23 protein-coding genes are annotated in these 25,251 nt (G+C 32.7%); 6 read left to right on the top strand and 17 right to left on the bottom strand.

The window, feature by feature from the left end; genetic code table 11:
• Positions 1-91: 91 nt before the first annotated feature.
• Together FEM21_RS07600 and gcvP are read right to left on the bottom strand one after the other, a co-directional pair.
• A complete protein-coding gene (locus FEM21_RS07600) occupies positions 92-1,150 on the bottom strand; it encodes a 3-oxoacyl-ACP synthase III family protein (protein ID WP_035659285.1) in 1,059 nt (352 codons plus the stop codon).
• A 240-nt stretch (positions 1,151-1,390) separates the two neighbouring features.
• Positions 1,391-4,240 (bottom strand): aminomethyl-transferring glycine dehydrogenase, encoded by a 2,850-nt coding sequence (gene gcvP, locus FEM21_RS07595; RefSeq protein ID WP_035659284.1) that lies wholly within the window; start codon positions 4,238-4,240, stop codon positions 1,391-1,393.
• Positions 4,241-4,377: 137 nt separating this feature from the next.
• Here gcvP and FEM21_RS07590 point away from each other — a divergent pair, with 137 nt between their 5' ends.
• Positions 4,378-5,190, top strand: a complete 813-nt coding sequence (locus FEM21_RS07590; protein ID WP_035659283.1) for a hypothetical protein — start codon at positions 4,378-4,380, stop codon at positions 5,188-5,190.
• Positions 5,191-5,244: 54 nt separating this feature from the next.
• On the opposite strand, the gene FEM21_RS07585 is transcribed toward FEM21_RS07590, so the two are convergent.
• From FEM21_RS07585 to FEM21_RS07570, 4 genes are read right to left on the bottom strand one after another with little or no spacing between them, the layout of a single operon-like run.
• A complete protein-coding gene (locus FEM21_RS07585) occupies positions 5,245-5,610 on the bottom strand; it encodes a hypothetical protein (RefSeq protein WP_035659282.1) in 366 nt (121 codons plus the stop codon).
• A gap of 18 nt (positions 5,611-5,628) precedes the next feature.
• Complete coding sequence (locus FEM21_RS07580) at positions 5,629-5,976, bottom strand: hypothetical protein (RefSeq protein ID WP_035659281.1); 348 nt, start codon at positions 5,974-5,976, stop codon at positions 5,629-5,631.
• On the bottom strand, positions 5,973-6,320 hold the full coding sequence (locus tag FEM21_RS07575) for a hypothetical protein (protein WP_035659280.1): 348 nt from the start codon (positions 6,318-6,320) through the stop codon (positions 5,973-5,975). Before FEM21_RS07575 ends, FEM21_RS07580 begins: the two co-directional genes overlap by 4 nt.
• Positions 6,321-6,375: 55 nt before the next feature.
• Positions 6,376-6,879 carry a GbsR/MarR family transcriptional regulator gene (locus FEM21_RS07570; RefSeq protein WP_035659279.1) on the bottom strand — a complete coding sequence of 168 codons (504 nt, stop codon included), beginning with the start codon at positions 6,877-6,879 and terminating at the stop codon, positions 6,376-6,378.
• Positions 6,880-7,018: 139 nt separating this feature from the next.
• Here FEM21_RS07570 and FEM21_RS07565 point away from each other — a divergent pair, with 139 nt between their 5' ends.
• Positions 7,019-8,281 (top strand): cation:proton antiporter, encoded by a 1,263-nt coding sequence (locus tag FEM21_RS07565; protein WP_035659278.1) that lies wholly within the window; start codon positions 7,019-7,021, stop codon positions 8,279-8,281.
• Positions 8,282-8,360: 79 nt separating this feature from the next.
• Here FEM21_RS07565 and FEM21_RS07560 read toward each other — a convergent pair whose 3' ends face one another.
• The 5 genes from FEM21_RS07560 to FEM21_RS07540 form a co-directional block, all read right to left on the bottom strand.
• Positions 8,361-9,692 carry a DUF58 domain-containing protein gene (locus FEM21_RS07560; protein ID WP_035659277.1) on the bottom strand — a complete coding sequence of 444 codons (1,332 nt, stop codon included), beginning with the start codon at positions 9,690-9,692 and terminating at the stop codon, positions 8,361-8,363.
• 25 nt (positions 9,693-9,717) lie between these two features.
• Positions 9,718-10,716 (bottom strand): AAA family ATPase, encoded by a 999-nt coding sequence (locus FEM21_RS07555; protein WP_035659276.1) that lies wholly within the window; start codon positions 10,714-10,716, stop codon positions 9,718-9,720.
• Between the two features lie 23 nt (positions 10,717-10,739).
• A complete protein-coding gene (locus FEM21_RS07550) occupies positions 10,740-11,945 on the bottom strand; it encodes a DUF4350 domain-containing protein (RefSeq protein WP_035659275.1) in 1,206 nt (401 codons plus the stop codon).
• On the bottom strand, positions 11,942-12,700 hold the full coding sequence (locus tag FEM21_RS07545) for a hypothetical protein (protein ID WP_035659274.1): 759 nt from the start codon (positions 12,698-12,700) through the stop codon (positions 11,942-11,944). The genes FEM21_RS07550 and FEM21_RS07545 overlap by 4 nt, the downstream gene beginning before the upstream one ends.
• A gap of 69 nt (positions 12,701-12,769) precedes the next feature.
• Positions 12,770-13,735, bottom strand: coding sequence for a stage II sporulation protein M (locus tag FEM21_RS07540; RefSeq protein ID WP_035659273.1), 966 nt, complete (start codon positions 13,733-13,735; stop codon positions 12,770-12,772).
• A gap of 20 nt (positions 13,736-13,755) precedes the next feature.
• Here FEM21_RS07540 and FEM21_RS07535 point away from each other — a divergent pair, with 20 nt between their 5' ends.
• Positions 13,756-14,499 carry an RDD family protein gene (locus FEM21_RS07535; protein WP_035659272.1) on the top strand — a complete coding sequence of 248 codons (744 nt, stop codon included), beginning with the start codon at positions 13,756-13,758 and terminating at the stop codon, positions 14,497-14,499.
• A 64-nt stretch (positions 14,500-14,563) separates the two neighbouring features.
• Here the strand turns inward: FEM21_RS07535 and FEM21_RS07530 are convergent, their stop codons facing one another.
• The 6 genes from FEM21_RS07530 to FEM21_RS07505 all read right to left on the bottom strand — a co-directional run bounded on the left by FEM21_RS07530 (position 14,564) and on the right by FEM21_RS07505 (position 22,429).
• Positions 14,564-16,591: a M3 family metallopeptidase gene (locus FEM21_RS07530; RefSeq protein ID WP_035659270.1), complete on the bottom strand. Its 2,028-nt coding sequence runs from the start codon at positions 16,589-16,591 to the stop codon at positions 14,564-14,566.
• 113 nt (positions 16,592-16,704) lie between these two features.
• Entirely contained in the window at positions 16,705-17,190 is a 486-nt protein-coding gene (gene purE / locus FEM21_RS07525) for a 5-(carboxyamino)imidazole ribonucleotide mutase (RefSeq protein ID WP_035659268.1), read from the bottom strand.
• Between the two features lie 87 nt (positions 17,191-17,277).
• Positions 17,278-18,426 carry a 5-(carboxyamino)imidazole ribonucleotide synthase gene (locus tag FEM21_RS07520; RefSeq protein ID WP_035659266.1) on the bottom strand — a complete coding sequence of 383 codons (1,149 nt, stop codon included), beginning with the start codon at positions 18,424-18,426 and terminating at the stop codon, positions 17,278-17,280.
• A gap of 56 nt (positions 18,427-18,482) precedes the next feature.
• Positions 18,483-19,034, bottom strand: a complete 552-nt coding sequence (locus FEM21_RS07515) for a hypothetical protein (protein ID WP_035659265.1) — start codon at positions 19,032-19,034, stop codon at positions 18,483-18,485.
• Between the two features lie 21 nt (positions 19,035-19,055).
• The gene (locus tag FEM21_RS07510) at positions 19,056-21,023 is read right to left on the bottom strand and encodes a TonB-dependent receptor family protein (RefSeq protein ID WP_236353575.1); all 1,968 of its coding nucleotides are present in this window, start codon (positions 21,021-21,023) and stop codon (positions 19,056-19,058) included.
• Positions 21,024-21,154: 131 nt separating this feature from the next.
• Positions 21,155-22,429 carry a PQQ-dependent sugar dehydrogenase gene (locus FEM21_RS07505; RefSeq protein ID WP_035659261.1) on the bottom strand — a complete coding sequence of 425 codons (1,275 nt, stop codon included), beginning with the start codon at positions 22,427-22,429 and terminating at the stop codon, positions 21,155-21,157.
• Between the two features lie 185 nt (positions 22,430-22,614).
• Here FEM21_RS07505 and FEM21_RS07500 point away from each other — a divergent pair, with 185 nt between their 5' ends.
• The 3 genes from FEM21_RS07500 to FEM21_RS07490 all read left to right on the top strand — a co-directional run bounded on the left by FEM21_RS07500 (position 22,615) and on the right by FEM21_RS07490 (position 25,219).
• Positions 22,615-23,145 carry a phosphoribosyltransferase gene (locus FEM21_RS07500; RefSeq protein WP_035659260.1) on the top strand — a complete coding sequence of 177 codons (531 nt, stop codon included), beginning with the start codon at positions 22,615-22,617 and terminating at the stop codon, positions 23,143-23,145.
• Between the two features lie 141 nt (positions 23,146-23,286).
• The gene (locus FEM21_RS07495; protein WP_035659259.1) at positions 23,287-23,859 is read left to right on the top strand and encodes an adenylate kinase; all 573 of its coding nucleotides are present in this window, start codon (positions 23,287-23,289) and stop codon (positions 23,857-23,859) included.
• 139 nt (positions 23,860-23,998) lie between these two features.
• A complete protein-coding gene (locus FEM21_RS07490) occupies positions 23,999-25,219 on the top strand; it encodes a hemolysin family protein (RefSeq protein ID WP_035659324.1) in 1,221 nt (406 codons plus the stop codon).
• Positions 25,220-25,251 lie beyond the last annotated feature (32 nt).

Genomic DNA, 25,251 nt, shown 5'->3' with positions numbered 1-25,251 from the left:
TTTGCGGTTGAATATTTTAAGCTTTTTTAATAAAAAATCCGCAACTTAAAATAATTTAGGTTGCGGACTTATATTTTAGATTTTAAAACAATTAATATCGGTACACAAAAGCATTGATATTCATTCCTGCTCCTACAGAAGCAAAAATTAAAATATCGCCTTTGTTGATTTCGTGATCTTTAATTTGTCCTTGTAATATCAAATCAAAAAGTGTTGGAACCGTAGCTACACTGCTGTTTCCTAAATCGTGAATACTCATAGGCATAATGTTAGCAGGAGCGGTTTTATCGTATAATTTGTAAAAACGATCTACTATAGCTTCGTCCATTTTTTCATTTGCCTGATGGATCAGAATTTTTTTGACATCGTCAATAGCAATTCCGCTTTTGTCTAAACAGCTTTTCATAGCTGCAGGAACCTGACTTAAGGCAAATTCATAGATTTTTCTACCATACATTTTAATGTATTTGGTATTGGCATCTAAGCCTGGATGATAAGATTTTCCGTAGAATAAAAATCCAGCTTCTTCTTCGGTAAACGAAGCCGTTTCATAAGAAAGCATTCCGGTTTCATTATCAGAAGCTTCAATAATTGTAGCACCGGCACCGTCAGAATAAATCATTGAGTCGCGATCGTGATCATCAACAACTCTCGAAAGTGTTTCGGCACCAATAACCAAACAACGTTTAGCCATTCCTGATTTTATAAAAGCATTGGCTTGCAAAACTCCTTCAACCCATCCCGGACAACCAAAAATAAGGTCATAAGCGACACATTTTGGATTTTTAATCTGCAATTTGTTTTTTAAACGACTGGCTAAACTTGGAATCATATCTGATTGAACGGTTCCAAATTTCACATCACCAAAATTATGTGCAAAAATGATATAATCAATCGTTTCAGGATCAATTCCTGCATTTTCAATCGCTTTTTGAGAAGCAAAAAAAGCTAAATCAGAAGTGTTGTATTGGCTTTCGGCATAACGTCTTTCTTCGATTCCGGTTATCGCTTTGAATTTTTTAATAATAACTTCATTCGATTGCTTGATAGGAGTTCCGTCTTCATTTAGAAATTGATGAAGTTCGAAGTATTTATCAGAAATTATTCTTTCAGGGATATAACTTCCTGTTCCAGTTATTTTTATTTTCATTAGATTATTTCTATTAAAAAAAGATAGCAGAAATATATTATTTTCAAAACAATAAGGAAATAATAATTGCTATACAATTGGCAAAAATACTGATATTTTTTAAAGAATTTTCAAAATCAACTGCTTTTAATTTTTGATTTATGAGTGGTAATTGAATAAAAAATATTTAGTAAGGTAATTATGTGTGAGTTAAAAAAATGCCCCGAAAGAAACGAGGCATTTTTAAATATCAATTTTATATTAACTTTCCATGTAAGCCTCGATAGGAGCACAGCTACAAACTAAGTTTCTGTCACCAAAAGCATCATCAGCTCTGCGTACAGAAGGCCAGAATTTGTTTTCGGCAATATAATCTAGTGGGAAAGCGGCTTGTTCTCTGCTGTATGGGAAATCCCAGTTTTCAGTAGTTAACATTGCTAAAGTATGAGGCGAATTTTTCAAAACATTATTAGAATCTTCGATAGAAGCTGCTTCGATTTCTTTTCTAATCGAAATCATCGCTTCGCAAAAACGATCTAATTCTTCTAAGTTTTCACTTTCTGTTGGTTCGATCATTAAAGTTCCGGCAACCGGGAAAGAAACTGTAGGAGCATGGAAACCATAATCCATCAAACGCTTAGCGATATCAGTTACTTCTATTCCTTTTTGTTTGAAAGGACGACATTCTAAAATCATTTCGTGAGCCGCACGACCCATTTCGCCAGAATATAAAGTATCGTAATGACCGCTTAATTTTTCTTTGATATAATTAGCATTCAAAATAGCGTGTTCCGTAGCTGATTTTAAACCTTCAGCACCCAACATTTTGATGTATCCGTAAGAAATTAAACAAACTAATGCCGATCCCCAAGGAGCAGCAGAAATTGCAGTGATTGCATTTTCTCCACCTGTAGGAACTACTGGGTTTGTTGGCAAGAACGGCGCTAATTGAGGTGCAACGCAAATTGGTCCAACACCAGGTCCTCCGCCTCCGTGAGGAATAGCGAAGGTTTTGTGTAAGTTCAGGTGACAAACATCGGCTCCAATAGTTGCAGGGTTTGTTAATCCTACCTGAGCATTCATGTTAGCACCATCCATATATACCTGACCTCCATTATCGTGAACGATTTGGGTAATTTCTTTAATGGCACTTTCGTAAACACCATGAGTTGATGGATACGTAATCATTACACAAGATAAATTGTCTTTGTGCAAAATAGCTTTTTCACGTAAATCTTCTACGTCAATATTTCCATTTTCTAATGTTTTGGTAACCACAACTTTCATTCCTGCCATCGCTGCCGAAGCCGGATTGGTTCCGTGAGCCGATGATGGAATTAAAGCAATATTTCTATGGTGATCTCCTCTTGATTCATGATATGCCTGAATTACCATTAATCCTGCATATTCTCCTTGTGCACCAGAGTTAGGCTGTAAAGTCGTAGCGGCAAAACCGGTAATTTCGTTTAAGTATTCTTCCAGTTTAGAAAGCATTTTTTGGTATCCTTTTGCCTGATCTAATGGAGCAAAAGGGTGAATACTGTTCCAGCTTGGCGAACTCAAAGGCAACATTTCGGCTGCGGCATTCAGTTTCATTGTACAAGATCCCAGCGAAATCATCGAGTGATTTAGTGCTAAATCTTTTCGCTCCAACATTTTGATGTAACGCATCAAAGCAGTTTCTGAATGGTATTTATTGAAAACTTCGTGCTGTAAAAATGTCGAAGTTCTGATTAAGCTTTCAGGGAAATGAATGTTTTCGGATAATTCGCTAATTGTAATTGTAGCTAATTCTTTTGCAGCAGCAAAAATAGAAACCACTTTATTCAAATCAGCAAAACCGATAGTTTCATTTAGCGAAATAGAAACTGAATCTTCATTTGGATAAAAGAAATTCACTTCGTTTGCTTCTGCGATTTCTTTTACTTTTTTAGCATCTGCTTTTATAACTATAGTGTCGAAAAAAGCAGTATTGGTCTGTTCGAAACCTAATTTAGCTAAGGTATTTGCTAATGTTACTGCCGAAGCATGTACTTTGTTAGCAATATATTTCAATCCTCTCGGTCCGTGATAAACAGCATACATACTTGCCATTACCGATAATAAAACCTGTGCAGTACAAATGTTTGAAGTAGCTTTGTCACGTTTAATGTGTTGCTCACGTGTTTGCAACGCCATACGCAATGCGCGGTTTCCATTGGTGTCAACAGTAACACCGATGATTCTTCCCGGCATTGAGCGTTTGTATTCTTCTTTAGTAGCGAAATAAGCAGCGTGAGGACCGCCATAACCCAACGGAATTCCGAAGCGTTGTGTAGTTCCAAGTACCACGGCAGCTCCCATTTCTCCCGGAGGAGTTAATTTAGCTAAACTTAAAATATCGGCAGCAACAGCTACTTTGATATTGTTTTCAGCAGCTTTTGCAATAAAAGCAGTATAGTCATTTATCTGACCGAATTTTCCAGGATATTGTAAAATAGCTCCGAAAAATTCATCAGAAAAGTCAAAATCTTCGTGATTTCCTATTACTAATTCCACTCCAATAGGTGTAGAACGCGTTTGTAAAACCGATAAGGTTTGTGGTAAAATTTCTTCTGAAACAAAGAATTTACAAACATTCGCTTTCTTTTGCTCTCTGGTTCTTACGTCAAATAATAATGCCATAGCTTCGGCTGCAGCAGTACCTTCGTCAAGTAATGAAGCATTGGCGATTTCCATTCCGGTTAATTCGATAACCATAGTTTGGAAATTTAAAATGGCTTCCAGACGACCCTGTGCAATTTCAGCCTGATAAGGCGTGTAAGCCGTATACCAGCCCGGGTTTTCGAATACATTTCGCTGAATAACCGCAGGAACAATGGCTTGGTTGTAACCTAAACCAATGTAGGTTTTGAACATTTTATTTTTACTTCCTAAAAGCGTAATATGTTTTAAATATTCATATTCCGTCATTTCAGGATCTAAATTTAGAGGTGCTTTTAGACGTATATCATCCGGAAGTGTCTCATAAATGAGTTGTTCAATCGAGTCAACTCCTATTGTTTTTAACATCTTTTCTAGGTCTGATTCCTCTGGACCTATGTGTCTTAAAGCAAAAGCATCTGTTTTCATGTAGATATAAAAAAGGTTCTATTTTTCGTGGCGCAAAAATAAACATAATTCCGCTTTAAATCATTGTTTTTTAATAATCATTTTAGGTCTTCAAAATGAATTTATAAATATTCTATTTAAATGATTATTTTTGTTAGATGATTCGTATTCAAGCCCTTTTTGATTTTTATCTTAAATCCAGTATTCACGTTGCTTTATCGGTGTATGCTTTGGTAAGAATGACGCAATTTATGTTTGAAATTCCGTATGACGAATCGATCGCTCTTTTTTCATTTTTTGGAACAATTGTAGGATATAATTTTGTAAAATATGATGCATTGGCCAGAGCCAAAAAAAGAATGATGCGCAACGAACTGAAAATGATTGCTGTTTTAAGCTTTTTTTCTTTTCTCGCTGGAGGCTATTATTTCTTCCAATTGCAGTTGGTTACTCAGCTTTTTGCAGCTGGAGTTTTGGTTCTTACACTTTTATACACACTTCCTTTTTTTCCTAATCGCAGAAATGCCCGCAACTGGGCCGGAGTCAAAATTTATATTGTTTCCTTGTGTTGGGTAGGAGTTACTTTGTTGTTGCCATTAGTCAATGCACATCAGGATTTAGGACAGGATTTTTTTATAAAATGCATTCAGCGATTTATATTGATTTTTAATTTGGTCTTGGTATTTGAAATTATCGATTTGGCTAATGATGATCCGCATTTAAAAACCGTTCCACAGCAAATAGGAGTGAAGCGAACAAAAATATTAGGTTTGCTATTGCTTATTCCTTTTTATTTTTTAGAACTTTTAAAAAATAATTTTATCCAAAAACAATTGGTAGTCAATTTGATTCTGGTTGTGATGTTGTCACTTTTTTTAATTTTTTCGAATACAAATAGATCAAAATATTACACTTCTTTTTGGGTTGAAAGTATTCCTATTCTGTGGTGGTTAATGGTGGTTTTTTTCTGAAAAAAAAACCGAAGCATTTTTACTTCGGTTTGAATTAATTTTAATATTTAAAATTTAATTGGCTGTTGCTTCTTTCGCTTTTCTTTTTCCTCTAAAAAAGAAATATAAGTTTAGAAAAAGCATTATTCCTAAATAAATAGTGAATCCGCCAATTTTATAACTTAATGTTTCAATAAGTAATTGATAGCTGTTATTGTATAAATTCATTTTTAAAATCATCAAAGCAAAACCCAAATTAAGTAAGTAGAATCCAGTTTCGAAAAGTTTATTTGTTGCGTCGGCAATTTCTTCGCGTCCTCTAAAAATGTCCATCATATATACTTTACTGTTTTTAAATAAAGTTTTAGAAACATAATAAGTAAGGAATAATGCAATTGGTAAATAAATACTGTAACCGATTAAAATTTTTGTAGTTTCCATGATATTTGATTTTAAATATTATTGAATTAATTTATGAATGTATTTGGTTAAGATGATGATGTTGAAATAATGTAAAAGTGAAATGATAAAGATGATAATTGCTGTTTTGGTCCCTATAGTTTCAATTAGTTGGGCAAATGATAAAATTTTTTGCCAGGAAATTAATGTCATAGCGCAGTAGCCAATATTCAGCAGATAATAACCTAAAAGTAAAACCTGATTGATTTTTTGACATATATCCGAATGATTCGGAATCAATTCAGAAACAAAAATATTTCCATTTTTATAGCATATTTTTCCAACTCGCAGAATAATAAAAATCGTAATGCTGAGATAGAATATATATGCAATGATGTTGAGATTCATTTGTTTGCTTTTTTATGAATTATTATTGTAAGATATATTGCTAGCATGGGCGGTATAAATAATAGGATAAAATATAAAATATCACTGTAAAGAATTAAACCATTGAAAACCCATATCGTAAAAAAAAGAATTACTGATATAATGTAGGCTTGAAGCATTTTATCATTTGGTTCATCAATTAACATTTTGGCACCAATAACAATTTGAAATAATCCTGTAAGTATCGTAAACAATAATCCGCAACCAATAAGATTCCCTGAACTTTGGTTTGTTAGATAACCGAATAAGATGAGTACTATTGGAATTCCAACAAAAAAGTAATTTAAGTAATTTATATTTTTCATAATTCTAATTTATTTTAAACTTTCAGAAAAAAATGAAAGTTGTGTTTAAAAATTTTTATTTCATTATTTTAACTACTAATTTGGTTAACCAATTGTCTTTGTATTCAGTGATTTTGTCCAAAACATTGTCGGCTTTTAAAACAAAATCATAGAGTTTGGTCGTTTGATCAACAAAATGCTTTTCTTCAGCTGAATTGTTTGCTTCAAATGTCGAGACTTCTTTTAGAATTTTAAGAACGGGTTTAATTTCTCTTTTGCTTCTTTCTCTTGAAATTTTTACGGCTAATTCATCCAAATCTTTTTCGGCAGTAAAGAATTCTTTTCTTTCTCCCACCTTATATTCTTTGTAAACAATTCCCCAATCCATTAAAGCTCTAAGGTTCATGCTGGCATTACCACGGGAAATTTGTAATTCGTCCATAATGTCTTCCATAGAAACAGCTTCGTTAGAAACCATTAATAAAGCATGAATTTGTGCCATGGTTTTATTAATGCCCCATTGTGAGCCTAATGCTCCCCATGTTTGTACGAACTTATTTTTTGCTTCTTTGAATTCCATAGTTCAAATGTAAGTAAAAGTTTTTAAACTTTCAAAAAAAAATGAAACTTTGTTTTGTCAATTATAAAGTTATGTTAATTCAAGCCATGAAACTTTTGATTAAATAATGAGGCAGCTATTTTTGTAAAAATCACTTTTTATGGAATTATACTATACCTTTTCAGTACTCATTGTATTGGCTTCTTTTTTCGCTTATTTAAATTTAAGATTTTTAAAACTCCCTGGAACTATTGGAATCATGATTATTGCCATGTTAGTTTCGGTAGGAATTCGTGTATTAGGAGATTCTTATTTTCCTGATACAACAAAAGAGTTTTTTCAATTGATAAAAGAATTTGATTTCAATGAAATATTGATGGGTGCGATGTTGAACTTCCTTTTGTTTGCGGGCGCACTGCATGTAAACATGTCGGACCTTAAAGAACAAAAAGTTCCAATTATAATTTATTCTACCGTAAGTGTAGTATTATCAGCATTAATTATCTCAATATTACTTTATAATATTGCTCCAATTTTTGGAATCCAAATTCCGTATATATTTTGTTTGGTTTTCGGAACATTAATTTCTCCAACAGATCCAATTGTAGTTTTGGGAGTTTTAAAGCAGGCTAAAGTTCCTAAACGAATAGAAACTAAAATTGTGGGTGAATCTTTGTTTAATGACGGAGTAGCTGTAGTAATGTTTGCCGTTGTTTTAAAAATGGCGACAGATCCTACATTTGATATGAGTTTTGGTTCCATTGCCTGGTTGTTTGCTAAAGAAGGAATTGGCGGACTTTTATTAGGAGCCGTTCTAGGATTTTCGGCATCGAATGTGATGAAGAAAATAGATGATTATAAAGTTTCTGTACTCATTACGCTTTCTATTGTAATGGGCGGATTTTTAATTGCGCAAAGTTTACACGTTTCGAGTCCGTTAGCGATGGTAATTGCTGGATTAATCATTGGTAATTATGGTAAAAAAGTAGCTATGAGCGAAGAAACTAAAGATTATCTGGAAAAGTTTTGGGAACTTATTGATGAGATATTAAATGCTATTTTATTCTTATTTATTGGTTTCGAATTACTGTTATTACCTGATTTGAATAAACAATTGTTAACTGGTTTTGTGGCGATATTTATAGTGCTGTTCTCCAGAATTGCTTCTATAGTTTTACCCTGGAAATTCTTTGATATTTTTAAGTTTTTCGGAATCAAATCAGCTTATAACAAAGGTTCGCTGATGGTTTTAGTCTGGGGAGGAATTCGCGGCGGAGTTTCCATAGCTTTAGTACTTTCGATGCCGGACGGAGAATATAAAAACTTATTGCTTGAGGTGACTTACATTGTCGTTTTATTTTCAATTGTAGTACAGGGATTGACTGTTGGAAAACTGGCTAAAAAAGTTTTAGAGAAAGAATAAACACATTTGAAAATAAGGATCCATAAAAAAACCGAAGCAGTATTACTTCGGTTTTTTTATGAGGTTCTAAAATCTTTTATTACAATATTCCTCTGGCTTTGATTTCAAGGTATTTGTTTATGGATTCGAGTGTAAGATTTTCGGGGGTGGTAAGCACACTGTGAATTCCGTATTTTTTAAGTTCCTGAGCTATTAAACGTTTTTCGAAAATAAATTTATTAGCAACAACTTTGTCATAAATGTCCTGAACGCTAACAGCTTTTTGATTTATAATAGCATTCAATTCTGTATTGTTAAAAAAGATAACTACCAGAAGATGACTTTTAGCTATTCCTTTAAGATAGGGAAGTTGTCGCTTAAGTCCATCCATTGTATCAAAATTAGTATAAAGAATAATTAGACTTCGCTGATTAATATTTTTCTTTATATCAGCATAAAGATGGCTGTAGTCGCTTTCGAAAAAATTAGTTTTGATGTTGTATAAGGTTTCAAGAATTTTTTGCAATTGCGAAGTTCTTCTCTCAGCAAATACCCGATTTTCTACTTTTTTTGAAAACGTAAAAATACCGGCTTTATCTTGTTTTTTTAGGATAACATTTGATAAAACCAGCGTTGAATTAATGGCATAATCCAATAAGCTTAGCCCGTCAAAAGGCATTTGCATCATTCGTCCTTTGTCAATTGCCATATAGACAGATTGCGATTTTTCATCCTGAAATTGATTCACCATTAAGGTATTTTTCTTAGCGGTAGCTTTCCAGTTTAATGTTCGAATATCATCTCCTTGTATATATTCCTTTATCTGCTCAAATTCCATAGTATGACCAATACGGCGAATTTTTTTAATACCATATTGTAAAATGTTATTAGAAAAAGCAATTAAGTCGTATTTTCTTAACTGAATATAAGACGGATAAGTAGGCACCATTTGGTTTTTATCAAATGTAAATCGGCGGGAGATTAATCGTAAAGGCGAACTAACATAGATATTCAGGTTTCCAAAAAAATATTCACCGCGCTCGGTAGGCCGTAAATCATAATTCAATTCGTTGTTCGAATTGGCTTCCATTTTTCGAATAATTTCAAAATCCCGAATCTGAAATTGAAACGGAATTTCATCGATTATTTTGATTCTGATTGGGAAAGTATATTGGTTGCTGATTTTAATCTTTATAGGATTAGCATCTCCGTTTGATAATTTTGCCGGAGTTGTTCTTTCGCCATTTATGGTGTTTTTAGATAGAAAAAGCAACATAATATCAAAGCCTAAAAACGAAATGAGAATGATAACAATAAACCAAACTGCATTGTACAGATTAGGAAAAATAAAAGCACAAATAAAAAGTCCTATTATGCACAGAAGCAAATAGAAAAAGAAATTGTTTAAATATAATTGTTTGATAAATTTCAAGTGATCGAATTTATGTTATTGCCTTTTATCTGGGAATTTCTACTGTTTCTATGATTTGTTTAATTATTTCTACGCTACTTATGCCTTCCATTTCTCTTTCGGGAGTTACAATTACGCGATGTTGTAATACAGGTATAGCAGCATCTTTAATGTCTTCAGGAGTTACAAAATCCCGACCTCTAATTGCAGCAAAACCCTTCGAAGCATTTAATATAGCAATAGAAGCACGTGGTGATGCACCTAGATATAAAAACGCATTTTCACGGGTATTTACCACAATTCGGGCAATATATTCCAGTAAGTTCTGCTCAACAACAATTTGCTTAATAATGCTTTGGTAATTTCTTATTTCTTCAGCAGAAAGAATTGTTTTAACGGCATTTAATTTATCCTGATTTTGTAATTGATGTTCTCTTTGAATAATAGCAATTTCTTCATCAAGTTTAGGGTAGTCAATAGTGATTTTAAACAAAAAACGATCTAATTGCGCTTCGGGTAATCGATAAGTACCTTCCTGTTCGATTGGATTTTGAGTAGCGATAACTAAAAAAGGAGTTTCAAGTTGAAAAGTTTGTCCGTCAATAGAAATTTGACGTTCCTCCATTACTTCAAAAAGTGCCGCTTGTGTTTTAGCAGGAGCACGGTTGATTTCGTCAATCAGAATTAAATTTGAAAAAATAGGTCCTTTTTTAAATTCAAATTCAGAATTTTTTAAATTAAAAACCGAAGTTCCTAAAATATCCGAAGGCATTAAATCAGGAGTAAATTGAATTCGGCTAAAGCCAATATTTAAGGTTTTTGAAATTAATTTTGCGGTAATAGTTTTGGCAACACCAGGAACACCTTCTAATAAAACATGACCATTAGATAAAATGGCAACAAGAAGCTGGTCGATCATTTTATGCTGTCCTACAATTACGTTTTCCAGTTCTTGTTTGATTGTAGTGATATGTGCCAAAAGTGGAGTTAAATCCAATCTGGTTTCAAAATTTATATTTTCATTTGTTGTATTTAATTCGCTCATGAGGATTGAAGTTTTTTAAAAAATTAATTTAAAATTTTTTCGATAGCCTTATTAATTTGGATCAAATCATATTCTACACTGTGGTGGTAACTTTTTCGATGATCAATAATAAGTTGGATCAAATGTTTAATATCGTCTTTGTTTTTTCCAGATTTATGATGCAGTTTGTTTATGAATTCTTCATCGAGTTTAGTTGTGTCCAGTAAGTATTCATTTCTAATTTTCTCCAGAAAATAAATTATTTTTTTATCGACAATGTTGTTATGATCTCCTTCCTGATAGTATAAATTACCAATAGTTTTAGTGAAATCAACAGTTAAATTAGATAAGGGTTTAATGATAGGAACAATGCGTTGTTTTCGTTTTGCATTGAAAATAATAAAAATCAATGTTCCTATTAAAAAGAAATACCAAGCCCATTTTAGCGCTGGCTGTCCTAATATATAACGCATGGGTGAGGTAGAAATAGCGTCAGCTTTGGGTTTTATGTACCAATAAATAGCTCCTTTAGGCACATAAGACAATACTTTTTCAGCATACTTGTGATGATTTGCTTTTAACAAATGAAAATTAGAAAAAACAGCGGGCTGCGTATGCAAATAAAAGCAACCATTAGCGTATGGAACTTTTATGAAATTGACTCTGGTAGCATTGGTTTTATTGCCTTGATAGCCCAGAACGGTAGTTGTTAATGTATCTATTTCAGAAAAATAATAATCGCCCATTCCTTCGACAAAATTATATTTTTGTGTGCCAAGGTTTTTATTGGCAAGCCATACGTCGCTATTTTTAGCGTAATTAAAGTCAGTACGATAATTTAAATTTAAACTGTCTAGTAATTCTTCTGGAAATGTTTTCATGCTTAAAAAAGCAGTATTTCCATGGGAGACAAAATAAAATATTTCTCTCAGTGATGCATCATCAATAGCCGCAAATTCAGAAATGTTTAAAATTGTACCTTTTATAGTATAGGTATTTGATGTAGGATTTGCGTCGTATTTTGAATTTAAAAATTCATAAGGTGTAACTGTAGTTAGTCGCTCTATTTTTTGGTTTTTTAAAATTCCACCTATTTCTTTGTCAAAAACATAAAGTCCAAAAGGAATTTTATCATTTACAGAATAACTTGGACTCCAATCGATAGGTTTCGGTCGATTGTAATCGGCGTATAGTATTAATGCAAATACAAGCACTAATAAAGCAATGTATATTTTGATTGTTTTACTCATTGCCCAAAAGTTTTTAATGCAGCTTTAAATCGGCTTTGAGTATTGTTAAAGCTGTTCTCATCGATGTCAAATTCGCCATACCAAATATAATTATACAAATACGATAAATAAGTAAACTCATCTTTATGAGCCTTATTTTTTAGTTCATATAAATAATCGGTATTGGTTTTATCAGCGTGCCAATCAATAAAATTATTTTCGGTCATAACTTTTAATAACCATAAATAATAATAACGAATACACAGCCTTTTTTTTCCTTGTTCAAGACTTTCATGAATTAATTTTTCAAAATCAACAAGATGAATGTTCTTTTCAATATCATAATATTCTATTTTCTTTTTGTTGGCATTGCTTCCAAAAATCCATTTTCCTTCCTTGTTGATTATAGCTTTAGTAATAAGATAAATTACAAATACGATTATTAAAACGGCTAAAACTTTTATGATAAAAAAGGAAGTTTTGAAATCGGCAGTTTTTAAAGAATTCATAAATAAACTGGCAAGCCATTCTTTAAAACGATCCCAGGCATTTTTTTCGGCTGTCTGGTATTCATATACAAAATCATCACCAGAATATTTTTGCTTGTAATTTTTCGAAAAGCTTTTAAGTTCGATAGTGTCAGTATCTACCAGAATGTCTTTTTCCTGAAATTGTATTGTTGGATGAGGTGTTTTTTTGGCTACAGCCAATGAGTCCTGAGCATTTGTAATACTAAGGAAAAAGAAAAATAATATGGCTATGAAAAATTTATGCATTGCCTGTATTATTAAAAATAAAGGTATTTGAAATTAGATCACTAAATTCTCTTTTCCTGAAAAGTACTATCATATAGCAGTTATTTTTTTATGAAGAATAAATGGATAAACGAGATAATAAAATGAAATAATCCCAAGAGTAACTAGTATAATAAAACTGCTAAGCCAAATAGGCATATCAATAGCATATCGGGTGATAAAACCTTCGAGAAAACCTGCTCCAAAAGTAAAAGGAAGTGTACTTAAAAATATTTTAAAACTATTTTTGAAACCTATTTTAAAAGAATCTATCCTCGAATAAGTTTTAGGAAAAAGGATAGAAGCTCCTAATATAAAGCCGGCAGCGCTTTCAATTACAATTGCAAAAATTTCCATCGAACCATGAATCCAGATGCCGCGAACACTTTGCCAAAAAACGCCATGCTCATAAAAAAAGTATTGAAAAGAACCCAGCATAATAGAATTTTGTAAAAAAATATAAAAAGTTCCAATTCCTCCAAAAATGCCATATATATAACATCTTGCTCCAACATAAATGTTGTTTAAAGTAATGGCAATAAAACTTCCCCAATTACTTCCAGAGCCATAAACAGCCATTGGGTCTCCTTTTTTAATATTTTCTAAAGTCATATTGACATAACCATCACCTAAGATTAACCGAACAAAATCAGGATCGTATTTTGCCGAAATTACGCCAATGGATACGGTGAAAAAAAATAAAATAAAAGCATAGAATATATAACGCTTATATTGATAAACCAGACAAGGAACTTCGGTTTTAAAAAATTCTATAAATCGGTTTTTATCTTCTCTTTTAGTGGTGTAAATTTTTTGATAACTTAACGAAGCCAGATGGTTCAGGTAAATTACGGTTTTACTCTTAGGATAATAAGTGCGTGCATAAGATAAATCATTCATTAATTGAATGTACAAATTAGCTAAATCATCAGTATTTTTTTTAGCTTTACCAAAAATAGCCAGTTCAAACTCCAGCCATTTTTCTTTATTTTGTTTTATGAATGCAATTTCTCTCATGGTTTGCTAAAATATAAAATATGTCAGAATTATCTATAAACACAACGCAAAATGTTATTATAAACTTTAAAGCCGCATCTGTAGGTGAACGTGTTCAGTCTTACCTAATCGATTTGGTTATAAAAATAGCTTATGCTGTAACGGTTTATGGTGTTTTTTTCTATGCATTCGGTTTTAGTAAGTTATTAGGTGTTGTAGATCCCTGGTCCAGAGCGGCGATTATTTTAGTGTTTTATTTTCCAATAATTATTTATACCATGACCTTAGAAACATTGTTTGAAGGACAAACATTTGGTAAAAAAATTATCAGAATAAAAGTGGTTAAGGTCGAAGGATATCAGGCGGGATTTGGAGATTATTTAATGCGTTGGTTCTTTCGTCTAATAGATATTACGATTTTTAGCGGTCTTTGTGGCTTTATAATGATTGCTTCGACTAAAAAAAGTCAAAGATTAGGCGATATGGTTGCAGGAACAGCCGTTATTTCTTTGAAAAATAAGATAAATATAAGTCACACTATTTTAGAAGAAATAGATAGCGAATACAAGCCGAAATATCCGCAGGTTATTAAATTTTCAGACAATGATATGCGAATTATTAAAGAGAATTTTCAAAGAGCTGATGCTATAAATGATTTTGAAACAATAGACCGATTAGTAGCTAAAATTGAAAGTTTTTCTGGGATTAAAAACGATTCACAAAGCAGAACAGCATTTATTACTACTATTTTAAAAGATTACAATTATTATACACAAAATATGTAATAAAAAAACCGAAGCAGTGTTACTTCGGTTTTTTTATGAGGTTCTAAAATCATGATTTTATAATCTAAATCAATCCTGCTCTTTTTAATAAGGCTTCAGGTTGAGGTTCCTGTCCTCTAAAGCGTTTGTATAAGATCATCGGGTTTTCGGTTCCACCTTTAGAAAGTACGTTGTCTTTAAATTTGCTGGCGATTTCTTTGTTGAAAATACCATTTTCTTTAAAGTATTCAAAAGCATCAGCATCCAGAACTTCTGCCCATTTATAGCTGTAATATCCTGAAGAATATCCACCTTGGAAAATATGTGAAAAAGCAGTACTCATGGCATTTTCTTTTACATCAGGATACAATTGCGTGTTTTTAAATTGTTCAGTTTCGAAAGCTTTTAAGTCGGTAATATTAGTTGGATCCTGTCCGTGCCAAGCCATATCTAATAACCCAAAACTCAACTGACGCAACGTTGCTAATCCTTCCTGGAAACTAGCACTTTCTTTGATTTTTTCTACATATTCCTGCGGAATTACTTCTCCTGTTTGATAATGAGTCGCAAATAAAGCTAAAGCTTCTGCCTCATAACACCAGTTTTCCATAATTTGACTTGGTAATTCAACAAAATCCCAAAATACAGAAGTTCCGGATAAACTAGGGTAAACAGTATTGGCAAGCATTCCGTGTAAACCGTGACCAAATTCGTGAAATAAAGTCGTTACTTCATTAAAAGTCAATAACGAAGGTTTTGTTTCTGTAGGTTTTGTAAAGTTACAAACGTTTGAAATATGAGGTCTTTCGTTCACGCCATTTTCTACATATTGTGATTTGAATGAAGTCATCCAGGCACCGTTTCTTTTTCCTTTTCTTGGGAAAAAATCGGCGTAGAAAATCGAAACCAAATTATTGTTTGCATCTTTAACTTCATAAGTCATTACTTCGTCGTGGTATTTGTCAATGTCAAATACTTCGGTAAAAGTCAGTCCGTATAATTTTTCGGCAATTACAAAAGCACCATTCAATACTTTTTCCAACTGGAAATAAGGTTTTAATTTTTCGTCGTCTAAATTAAAAAGCTGTTGTTTTAATTTCTCCGAATAATAAGCTCCGTCCCATTTTTCTAATTGCTCGATTCCGTCTAAGTTTTTTGCGAATTCGGTTAATTGAGCAAATTCTTTTTCGGCAGCAGGCTTCGCTTTTGTCAATAAATCATTTTCAAAAGCCATTACTTTTTCAGGGCTTTCAGCCATTCTTTCCTCTAATACAAAATGAGCATGAGTTTTATATCCTAGTAAATTAGCACGTTGATGACGTAATTTTACAATTTTTAAAACAGTTTCTTCATTGTTGAATTCATTATCCTGAAAACCTTTCGAACCAAAAGCAATTGCCATTTTTTTGCGCAATTCACGATTATCGGCATAGGTCATGAACGGAAGATAACTTGGATGATCTAAGGTGAAAATCCAGCCTTCTTTTTCTTCGTTTTTTGCCAAAGAACGAGCTGCTTCGATAGTGCCTTCCGGTAAACCGGATAAATCTTTCTCGTCAGTAATGTGTAACTGAAACGCATTGGTTTCTGCCAAAACATTTTCGCCAAATTGCAAACTCAATTTCGATAATTCTTTGTCGATTTCGCGTAATTCTGCTTTTTTGTCTTCGGCTAGGTTGGCTCCATTTCGAGAAAAACTTTTATATTTTTTATCTAAAAGTGTCGCCTGTTCCGTATTCAAGTTTAGAGAATCTTTTTGCTCGTAAACAGTTTTTATTCGGGCAAATAAATCAGTGTTTAAAGTAATGTCGTTCCCAAATTCAGACAACAAAGGCGAAACTTCCTGAGCTACTTTTTGCATTTCCTCGCTGGTTTCAGCCGAATTTAAATTGAAAAAAATACTCGAAATTCTATCAAGAATAGCTCCCGAATAATCCATGGCTTCGATGGTGTTTTCAAAAGTTGGAGCTTCAGGATTATTTACAATCGCATCAATTTCGGCTTTCGCCAAAGCAATTCCTTCCTGAAAAGCAGGAAAATAATCTTCAATTTTAATTTGCGAAAAAGGTGCTGTATTATATTTTGTATCGAAATATTGTGTTAAGATGCTCATAGTGATGTGATGTTACGCAAAGTTTCGCTAAGAAGACACAGAGCTTCGCAAAGTTTTTTAATTATTCTTTGCGAAGCTTTGCGTTTGTCTCTGTGAATCTCTGTGAAATTAACTTATTTGTTAAGACTTTCAGCTGCTTTAATAACAGCTTCTTTTAGGCTTTCTTTGTAAGCTACAATTTTGTTTAAAACCGTAGCATCAGCGCTTCCGATGATTTGCGCAGCTAAGATTCCGGCATTTTTTGCTCCGTTTAAAGCAACAGTTGCAACAGGAACTCCGCCAGGCATTTGTAAAATTGATAATACAGAATCCCAGCCATCAATAGAATTGCTTGATTTTACTGGAACTCCAATTACAGGAAGCGGAGACATTGAAGCTACCATTCCAGGTAAATGAGCCGCACCACCTGCTCCGGCAATAATTGCCGAAATACCTCTTTTGTGTGCATTATTACTGAAATCGAATAATTTCTCAGGTGTTCTGTGAGCCGAAACGATATCTACTTCAGTTTCGATTCCAAATTCTTTTAATATGTTGATGGCTTCCTGCATAACTGGCATGTCAGAGATGCTTCCCATGATTACGGCTACTTTGCTCATTATTTTTTATTTAAAGATGAAATGATTGAAAGATTTAAAAATTAGTATTCACCATCTTTAAATTTTTCAATCTTTAAATTTTTTTAATTATTTTGAAATTACTCTAATCGTATTTTTAACATCTTCAGCAATCTTACGTGCTTCTTTAATGTCAGAATTTACAATGGTTACGTGTCCCATTTTTCGAAACGGACGGGTTTCTTTTTTACCGTAAATATGTGGTGTAACTCCGTTCCAGCCTAATATTTTTTCGATATTCTCGTAAACTACATTTCCAGAAAAACCTTCTTCACCTACTAAATTTACCATAATTCCTGCCACTTTACTGTCGGTATTTCCTAAAGGAAGATCTAAAATAGCACGTAAGTGGTTTTCAAATTGTGAAGTATAACTCGCTTCGATAGAATAATGACCAGAATTGTGCGGGCGAGGAGCTACCTCGTTAACAATAACTTCGTCGTTCTGAGTCTGGAACATTTCGACAGCTAAAAGTCCTACGTGATTGAAGTTTTGGGAAACATTCAACGCAATAGCACGTGCTTTTTCGGCTACTTTTTCGTCAATACGGGCAGGACAAATTACATATTCCACCTGATTAGCTTCGGGATGAAATTCCATTTCGACCACAGGATAAGTTTTGATTTCTCCGGACGGATTTTGACAAACAATAACTGCCAATTCGTTTTTAAACGGAATCATTTCTTCGGCAATGCATTCTACATTTGGTAAGCTGTCTAAATCAGTTATTTCACGAATGATTTTTACTCCGTTTCCATCGTAACCAAATTCAGTACATTTCCAGACAAATGGTAATTTTAGATCGTTAATTTTAGATTTTAGATTGTCTAAATTTTCAAATCTTTCAAAAGGTGCTGTTGGAATATTGTTTGCAGCGTAAAAATCTTTTTGAACGCCTTTATTTTGAATTTTTCTTAATGTTTTAGGAGAAGGATAAACTTTTAGCCCTTCGTTTTCTAATTTTTCTAAGGCTTCCAGGTTGACTAATTCGATTTCAAAAGTTAAAACATCCACTTTTTTTCCAAAGTTGTAAACGGTATCAAAATCCATTAAATCGCCTTGAAAAAATTGGTTGCAAGCCATTCTAGACGGAGCTTCGTTGCTGGGATCTAAAACATAAGTTTGTATGTCAAATTTTCTAGTGTCGAATAAGAGCATTTTTCCTAATTGTCCGCCTCCTAGAATTCCTAATTTAAAATCAGAAGAAAAATAATTCATTGTGTCGAAAGTTTATTGGCAGCAAAGATACTTTTAAATGATTGAATAGGAAAATGCTATTTTATTTTCTTCAAAACTTCTCGTGCGACTGCTTGGTAGGCAGCAGAATGATTAGGATAATCTTTACTCACAATGATTTGTAATTCAGGATGAATCCAGTTGTAATACTTTCCTAAAATATACAAAGTTCTTATTGAATATGCTTTTGTGGCGACTTTTGTGTCATTTATCAGCCAGTCAAATGATGTTTCAATTATGTCTTGAAGATTTTCTTCGGAAAGTAAAATGCTATTTTCTTTCCTTTTATAATGCGATGCTAATAATAGCTGAATGATTTTAGCAATTGGCCGAAGCGCACTTTCATCTTTTAGATGTTTAATATTTTTGCAGAAAAAATTTATATAAGGCTGTAGCCAAATCAATTCCTCATAAGCTATAAATTCTAAAATCCAGCAGGCTTTATTATTGTTTTTGTCAGCAGGAGTGAAGCAAATTTGAACTAATTCGTCAAAATATTCTTTGTTTTCTAAAATGTTTTGAGCTAGATCAAGCCTGTCTTTTCGATAAGCTTTTAAATGTTCTAGTTGTAACTGAAGCTCAGAATGCATTTCGTTGAATTTAATTTGAACCTAAAATAAATAATTTAATGAAATTGTTGCGTAATAATTTACAGGAAGTCCGGGATAATAATATCTGGGCGATGCATTCCCTATTCCGACGGCATTAGGGAGAATTAATGAAGCATATTTTTCATTGGTGACATTGTTTATTCCAAAAGCAAATTGCGAATTTAAATGCGGTAGAATTTCTAATTGATATCCTGTTTTTAAATTGATAATGCTATAAGAATCTGAAAAAGCAGTATTTCCATCATTCATAGGAACTTTATCGACAAATTGATAATCGGCACTTAAATAAATTCGGTATTTTGTATTTAATGATAATCCTGAATTAATTTTATTGGCCGCCACTCCGGTAAGTTTGTTTCCAGAGTAATTATTTCCGTTATCTTCAAAATTCTGGAATTCATAATTTCCTAAAGAAGCGGTAAAATAGGAGCTTAAAGTAAAAAAACTATTGATTTGTTTGGTGTGATTCAATGTAATTTCTATTCCCTGATGTAATGTTTCTCCAGCATTTATACCTACATATTGGTCGTCTCCCACTCGTTTTGAAACCAGTAAATCTTTAATTTGTATACGGTATGCATTTAATTCGGTGTAAAGACTTTTGTTGAAAAAATAGAATTTTCCGCCTATTTCAAAATTATATCCATTTTCTGGTTTTATTTCAGGATTAATCGTTCCGTTGCTGGTAAGTGTTTCTTCTGTTGCGGGCAATGAAAATCCGCGGCTGGCAGAAAAATAAACTGTTTGTTGTTCATTTGGTTTATATAATATTGAAAGTTGTGGCGAAAAAATACCGTCATAACTGTAATTTTGCGTTGCATTAAGGCTGTAATTTTTTAATTCAAATTGCGTTTTATTATAATTTAAACCTGCCTGAATTTCAAATTTTGCAGAAAGCATAGTTCTAATTTGTGAAAAGAGATTGTAAAAATTCCTTTTCTGAGTGGATTCAGAAAGCTGATTTCCTGCTAAACTTCCGTTTCCATTATTTTGTTGGTATAAATTTTCGAAAGTATTTCCGTTGTAATTGTCTGAGAAAAATTCGGCTCCAACAATAAATTTATTTTCGATTGTATTGATTTTGAAATTTCCTGAAAATTGAGTTCTTGCACCGGCTGCAAAAGTATATTGGCGTAAAATATCAAAAGGTCTTGGCTCGTTACTGTCTTTATAATTTATAAAAACAGAAGTCGAATTGTTTGTATTTTCATTAATTTTAAAATCATAAGCTAATCCTCCTAGTGTCGATTTGTATTCTTTAAATCCTTTAGAAGCTAACCACGTTGCAGCAGCTGATTTTGGATTGTTGTCAAAAGTTTCTTTGTTAATAGAACTTGGTATAAAAGCCTTAAGAAAGGTGTAATTAGAAAAATAAGTCAGTTTGCTGTTTTGCTGTTTGAATAATTCTCCTGCGATTGTAATTCCTTCTCTGTTGTAAGCACTGTTTTGACGCCATCCATCCATTTTGAGATTATGATAGCTTATATTCAGACTTGCATTTTTCTGATTTAAATTATAATGCAAGTTGTTTTTTAGTAATCCAAATGAACCAAATACTGAACTGACACCCGCAGTTTCTTCTTTGGAAATTTGAGGTGAAATTAAAATAGCACCGCCTAAACCTGCACCATATACACTCGAAAGAGGTCCTTTAATCACTTCAATCTGATTGATGTTTTCTAAGTCGATATCATCAATAACAGTTTCACTATTTCCTGAAGTTAACGGAATACTGCCATAAAATGCTCTGATTTTATTGGTTCCATAAGGTGTTCTCGCCCCAATACCACGAATCGAAATTCGGCTTGTAGTAAAATTTGAAGATTGCATGAATACACCCGGGATGGTGTTAATTACTGTAGTGATATCTGTTGCATTGTTTTGAACCAGATCTTTTTTAGAGAGTATTCCAATAGAAGCTGGTGTGTTTAAAGTATTGTTATTAATATGAAGTGAACTTATTACCACTTCACTCAGTTTTTGGGCTTTGAGAGTATCAGTATGTATGCTTTCCTTTTTTTGTGCAGTGATTTTTTGAAAACCAAAAAGTACAAAAAAAAGAAAGCAGTGTTTTTTTAAAACCATATAAATCGAAAAGATTATTTATTAGCTGTTACTTTCCAGATTATATTTCCACTATCATCATTCACTAAAAGCGATCCGTCATTCATAACTGTAACGGCAACAGGGCGCCCATATACTTCTGCTTTTGCTTCATCTGCAATAAATCCGGTAAGAAAATCTTCTGGTTTTCCTGAAGGTTTGCCATCTGCAAAAGGAACAAAAACTACCTTGTAGCCTACAATTTTAGCACGATTCCAGGATCCATGTTGTCCTACAAAAGCACCATTTTTATATTTAGAAGGGAATTTATCTTTGTCATAAAAAGCTAATCCTAAGGAAGCGGTATGTGAACCCACCGGGACATCAGGAACAATTGATTTTGCGGCTAAATCTTTGCGTTCTCTTTTCATTCTAGGGTCTAAATTATTTCCATAATAAGAATAAGGCCATCCGTAAAAACCGTCTTTTTTAACACTTGTAATATAATCCGGAACCAAATCGTCACCTAATTCATCACGCTCGTTAACCGCAGTCCAAAGTTCATTATTTACAGGATTCCAGTCCATGCCAACAGGATTTCTAAGACCAGATGCATAAATTTTTTCAGCCGTTCCATCAGGATTGATTTCTAAAATAGCTGCACGTCGGATTTCTTTATCCATTCCGTTTTCTCCCACATTGCTTCCTGATCCTACTGAGATGTAGATTTTAGTTCCGTCAGCATTTGCCAGTAAATTTCTTGTCCAGTGATTGTTATAGCCTCCTGCCGGAAGTTCAAGAATTCTTACGCCTTTTGTTGCCAGTTTTAAAGGATTATTTTTGTATGGGTAACGATACAATCCGTCAGTGTTGGCAATGTAGAAATAATCTTTTAAGACCAACATTCCAAATGGTTGATTAAGTCCGGAAATAAACACATTGCGGGTTTCAAATGTGCCATCATTATCTGCATCACGAAACACAGTGATTTGATTTTTACTTCCTTTTGTACCACTTTCAACAACAAAAATATCTTTATTTGGCGCAATATAAGTCCAGCGCGGATTTTCTAAACCGTCGGCAAATTTTGTTACTGTAAAACCTTCGGGAGCATTTGGTGTTTTTCCTTCCGGCCATTTTACAAGTTTACTGTTTTTTGTGACTGATTCGGATGCGAACGGAGGAGGCAGAGTCAAATTACCAATAGCGGTTTTTACCGTTATGGAAGGTTGTTGCGCTAGTTTTTCTTTTGTTTCTTTTTTAACGTCACCTTTGCAGCCTGTTAAAAATATTAACGATGCTGCTGATAGTATTTGTATGGCTGTTCTCATTGTAGTTTTCGAATTAAATTTTTACTGATATAAAAATTACTTAATTTAAAAATGCAGGACTGAAAAACTTTGTAAAAATTAAGACATATTTAACATTTGCTATTAAAAACCGACAGAGTTTATTTTGCTACTCAGATTTAGTTGTAATTCTGTATCTTTGCCCATTATTTTAAAATAAAAAAGTAATGATTCAACTTCACGATAAACAATTCGTTCCGTTTATTTCTGCCGAAGAAATAGATGTTGCTATCCAAAAAATGGCAACGCAAATTGAAACTGATTTAGTTGATGAAATTCCTGTTTTTATTGGTGTTTTGAATGGTTCTTTTATGGTGGTTTCTGACTTTGTAAAAAAGTATAAAAAACCATGTGAAGTAAGTTTTGTAAAAATGGCTTCGTATAGCGGAATGGCTTCGACCAATGAAGTAAAAGAATTAATTGGATTAAATCAGGATTTAACGGGACGTACTATAATTGTTATCGAAGATATTATTGATACGGGACATACTATTGTAGAGTTGAAAGCTTTGTTTGAGCAACAAAATTTGAAACATTTTAAAATAGCGACTCTTTTTTTTAAACCAGAAGCTTATAAAAAAGAGGTGAAAATCGATTATATTGGAATTCAGATTCCAAATAAATTTATAGTAGGTTTTGGTTTAGACTATGATGGTTTAGGCAGGAATTTACCGGAAGTATATCAGCTTCGAGATTGAAAAATTTAAAGATTGAAGCATTAAAAAATTAAATTAAGAAATTTTAAAAAAGAGTATAAATAGATAACAAACACGATTTGGAAAATTTAGAAGATTGACAATCTTTCAATTTTTAAATCTTTTCATCATTAAATTAAATTTATGACTAACATTGTTTTATTTGGGAAACCAGGAGCCGGAAAAGGAACTCAAGCCGAATTTTTAAAAGAAAAATACAATTTGACGCATCTTTCAACAGGTGATATTTTTAGATTTAATATCAAAAACGAAACTGAATTAGGAAAATTAGCTCAGACTTATATTAATAATGGAGAGTTAGTTCCTGATGAAGTAACAATAAAAATGTTGCAAAGTGAGGTGGAAGCTAATCCGGAATCAGCAGGTTTTTTATTTGATGGTTTTCCAAGAACAATTGCTCAGGCGCAAGCTCTAGATGCTTTTCTTACTACAAAAAATGAAAAAATCACTGCTACAGTTGCATTAGAAGCTGATGATGAAATTTTGGTAGCAAGATTGTTAGAAAGAGGAAAAACTTCAGGAAGAGCTGATGATCAGGACGAAGAAAAAATTCGTAACAGATACCAGGAATATAACGAAAAAACTGCTCCGCTAATTGATTTTTATAAAGGTCAAAATAAATTTTATGCAGTAAACGGAATAGGTTCTATTGCTGAAATTACAGAGCGTTTAAGTAGCGTGATTGACAATTTGTAAATAAAAAAATGTTTGATGTTTAAAGTTTAAGTTGCTAAAGTTTTTTTAGTTATCTTAAACTTTAAATTTTTAAACTAGAAACATACTAATGGAACTATTCATAATTCTTTTTTTGATTTTATTAAACGGACTTTTTTCGATGTCTGAAATTGCTTTGATTTCGGCTAGAAAATCAAGATTAGAAAATTCGGCAAAAAAAGGAAATTCAAGTGCACAAATTGCACTGGATTTGGCTAATTCGCCTAATAAATTTTTGTCAACTGTTCAAATAGGAATTACTTTAATAGGTATTCTAACGGGTATTTTTAGTGGTGATAAAATTACGTCTGATGTAGAGACATTTATTTTAGATTTCGAATTTTTTAAACCATATGCTCATTCGATAGCTGTAGGAGTTGTGGTTGTTGTCCTGACTTTTTTCTCGTTGGTCATAGGGGAATTATTGCCTAAAAGAATTGGTTTAAATTATCCGGAAACTATTGCAAAAGCGGTTGCAATGCCTATGAAAATAGTTTCGATTGTTACAGCCCCTTTTATATGGCTGTTAACACATTCGACAGAATTTTTATTAAGAGTGCTCCAAATTAAACCTTCGGCTGACGGAAAAGTTACTGAAGAAGAAATTAAAGCCATTATAAAAGAAGGAACCGAAGTAGGAGAAGTTCAGGAAATTGAACAAGATATTGTGGAGCGTGTTTTTCACATTGGAGACCGAAAAGTAAATTCATTAATGACACATAGAAAATCAGTGGTAATGTTACCATTAGATGCTGATAAAAGTCAGGTTAAGGAATTTATGCTTCAGGAACTGCATTCATTTTATCCTGTTTATAAGGATAATTTTGATGAAATTGTAGGTGTTGCGAGTTTAAAAAATATCTTCGCATGTATTGATGATGAAGATTTTAGTTTGCCAAAAATTATTCATGAAGCACCTTTTTTAATGGAACACACCACTGCTTATAATGCATTGGAAAACTTTAAAAAGACAGGTGTTCATTATGCAATTGTTGCTGATGAGTACGGAATTTTTCAAGGAATAATTACACTTAATGATATTTTAGAAGCGCTTGTAGGAGATGCTTCTGATTTTTATAAAGAAGATTTTCAGTTAATCGAAAGAGAAGACGGAAGCTGGCTTGTTGACGGACATTATTCGTTACATGATTTTCTAACCTATTTTGAATTAGACGAACTGCTGAGTGATTATGATGTAACTACCGTTAGCGGATTAATCATGACCGAATTATCACGTATTCCAAAACAGGGAGAAAAATTAATTTGGCATCGATTTGAGTTGGAAGTTATCGATATGGATGGTGTAAAGATTGATAAAGTAATGGTGAAAGCGTTAAAATAAAAATATTCAGTGTTCAGTTTATAATTGGCAGT

Origin of the sequence: Flavobacterium seoulense, assembly GCF_000695795.1 — a bacterium.
GTDB classification, from domain to species: Bacteria; Bacteroidota; Bacteroidia; order Flavobacteriales; family Flavobacteriaceae; genus Flavobacterium; species Flavobacterium seoulense.
Note: the sequence above shows the minus strand (reverse complement) of the source record. Positions and strands in the feature narration are given on the sequence as shown.

Excerpts from the sequence above, each read along its gene's own strand:
- FEM21_RS07600 (WP_035659285.1), bottom strand. The coding sequence starts at position 1,150 with ATGAAAATAAAAATAACTGGAACAGGAAGTTATATCCCTGAAAGAATA.
- gcvP (WP_035659284.1), bottom strand. The coding sequence starts at position 4,240 with ATGAAAACAGATGCTTTTGCTTTAAGACACATAGGTCCAGAGGAATCA.
- FEM21_RS07590 (WP_035659283.1), top strand. The coding sequence starts at position 4,378 with ATGATTCGTATTCAAGCCCTTTTTGATTTTTATCTTAAATCCAGTATT.
- FEM21_RS07585 (WP_035659282.1), bottom strand. The coding sequence starts at position 5,610 with ATGGAAACTACAAAAATTTTAATCGGTTACAGTATTTATTTACCAATT.
- FEM21_RS07580 (WP_035659281.1), bottom strand. The coding sequence starts at position 5,976 with ATGAATCTCAACATCATTGCATATATATTCTATCTCAGCATTACGATT.
- FEM21_RS07575 (WP_035659280.1), bottom strand. The coding sequence starts at position 6,320 with ATGAAAAATATAAATTACTTAAATTACTTTTTTGTTGGAATTCCAATA.
- FEM21_RS07570 (WP_035659279.1), bottom strand. The coding sequence starts at position 6,879 with ATGGAATTCAAAGAAGCAAAAAATAAGTTCGTACAAACATGGGGAGCA.
- FEM21_RS07565 (WP_035659278.1), top strand. The coding sequence starts at position 7,019 with ATGGAATTATACTATACCTTTTCAGTACTCATTGTATTGGCTTCTTTT.
- FEM21_RS07555 (WP_035659276.1), bottom strand. The coding sequence starts at position 10,716 with ATGAGCGAATTAAATACAACAAATGAAAATATAAATTTTGAAACCAGA.
- FEM21_RS07550 (WP_035659275.1), bottom strand. The coding sequence starts at position 11,945 with ATGAGTAAAACAATCAAAATATACATTGCTTTATTAGTGCTTGTATTT.
- FEM21_RS07545 (WP_035659274.1), bottom strand. The coding sequence starts at position 12,700 with ATGCATAAATTTTTCATAGCCATATTATTTTTCTTTTTCCTTAGTATT.
- FEM21_RS07540 (WP_035659273.1), bottom strand. The coding sequence starts at position 13,735 with ATGAGAGAAATTGCATTCATAAAACAAAATAAAGAAAAATGGCTGGAG.
- FEM21_RS07535 (WP_035659272.1), top strand. The coding sequence starts at position 13,756 with ATGTCAGAATTATCTATAAACACAACGCAAAATGTTATTATAAACTTT.
- FEM21_RS07530 (WP_035659270.1), bottom strand. The coding sequence starts at position 16,591 with ATGAGCATCTTAACACAATATTTCGATACAAAATATAATACAGCACCT.
- purE (WP_035659268.1), bottom strand. The coding sequence starts at position 17,190 with ATGAGCAAAGTAGCCGTAATCATGGGAAGCATCTCTGACATGCCAGTT.
- FEM21_RS07520 (WP_035659266.1), bottom strand. The coding sequence starts at position 18,426 with ATGAATTATTTTTCTTCTGATTTTAAATTAGGAATTCTAGGAGGCGGA.
- FEM21_RS07515 (WP_035659265.1), bottom strand. The coding sequence starts at position 19,034 with ATGCATTCTGAGCTTCAGTTACAACTAGAACATTTAAAAGCTTATCGA.
- FEM21_RS07505 (WP_035659261.1), bottom strand. The coding sequence starts at position 22,429 with ATGAGAACAGCCATACAAATACTATCAGCAGCATCGTTAATATTTTTA.
- FEM21_RS07500 (WP_035659260.1), top strand. The coding sequence starts at position 22,615 with ATGATTCAACTTCACGATAAACAATTCGTTCCGTTTATTTCTGCCGAA.
- FEM21_RS07495 (WP_035659259.1), top strand. The coding sequence starts at position 23,287 with ATGACTAACATTGTTTTATTTGGGAAACCAGGAGCCGGAAAAGGAACT.
- FEM21_RS07490 (WP_035659324.1), top strand. The coding sequence starts at position 23,999 with ATGTCTGAAATTGCTTTGATTTCGGCTAGAAAATCAAGATTAGAAAAT.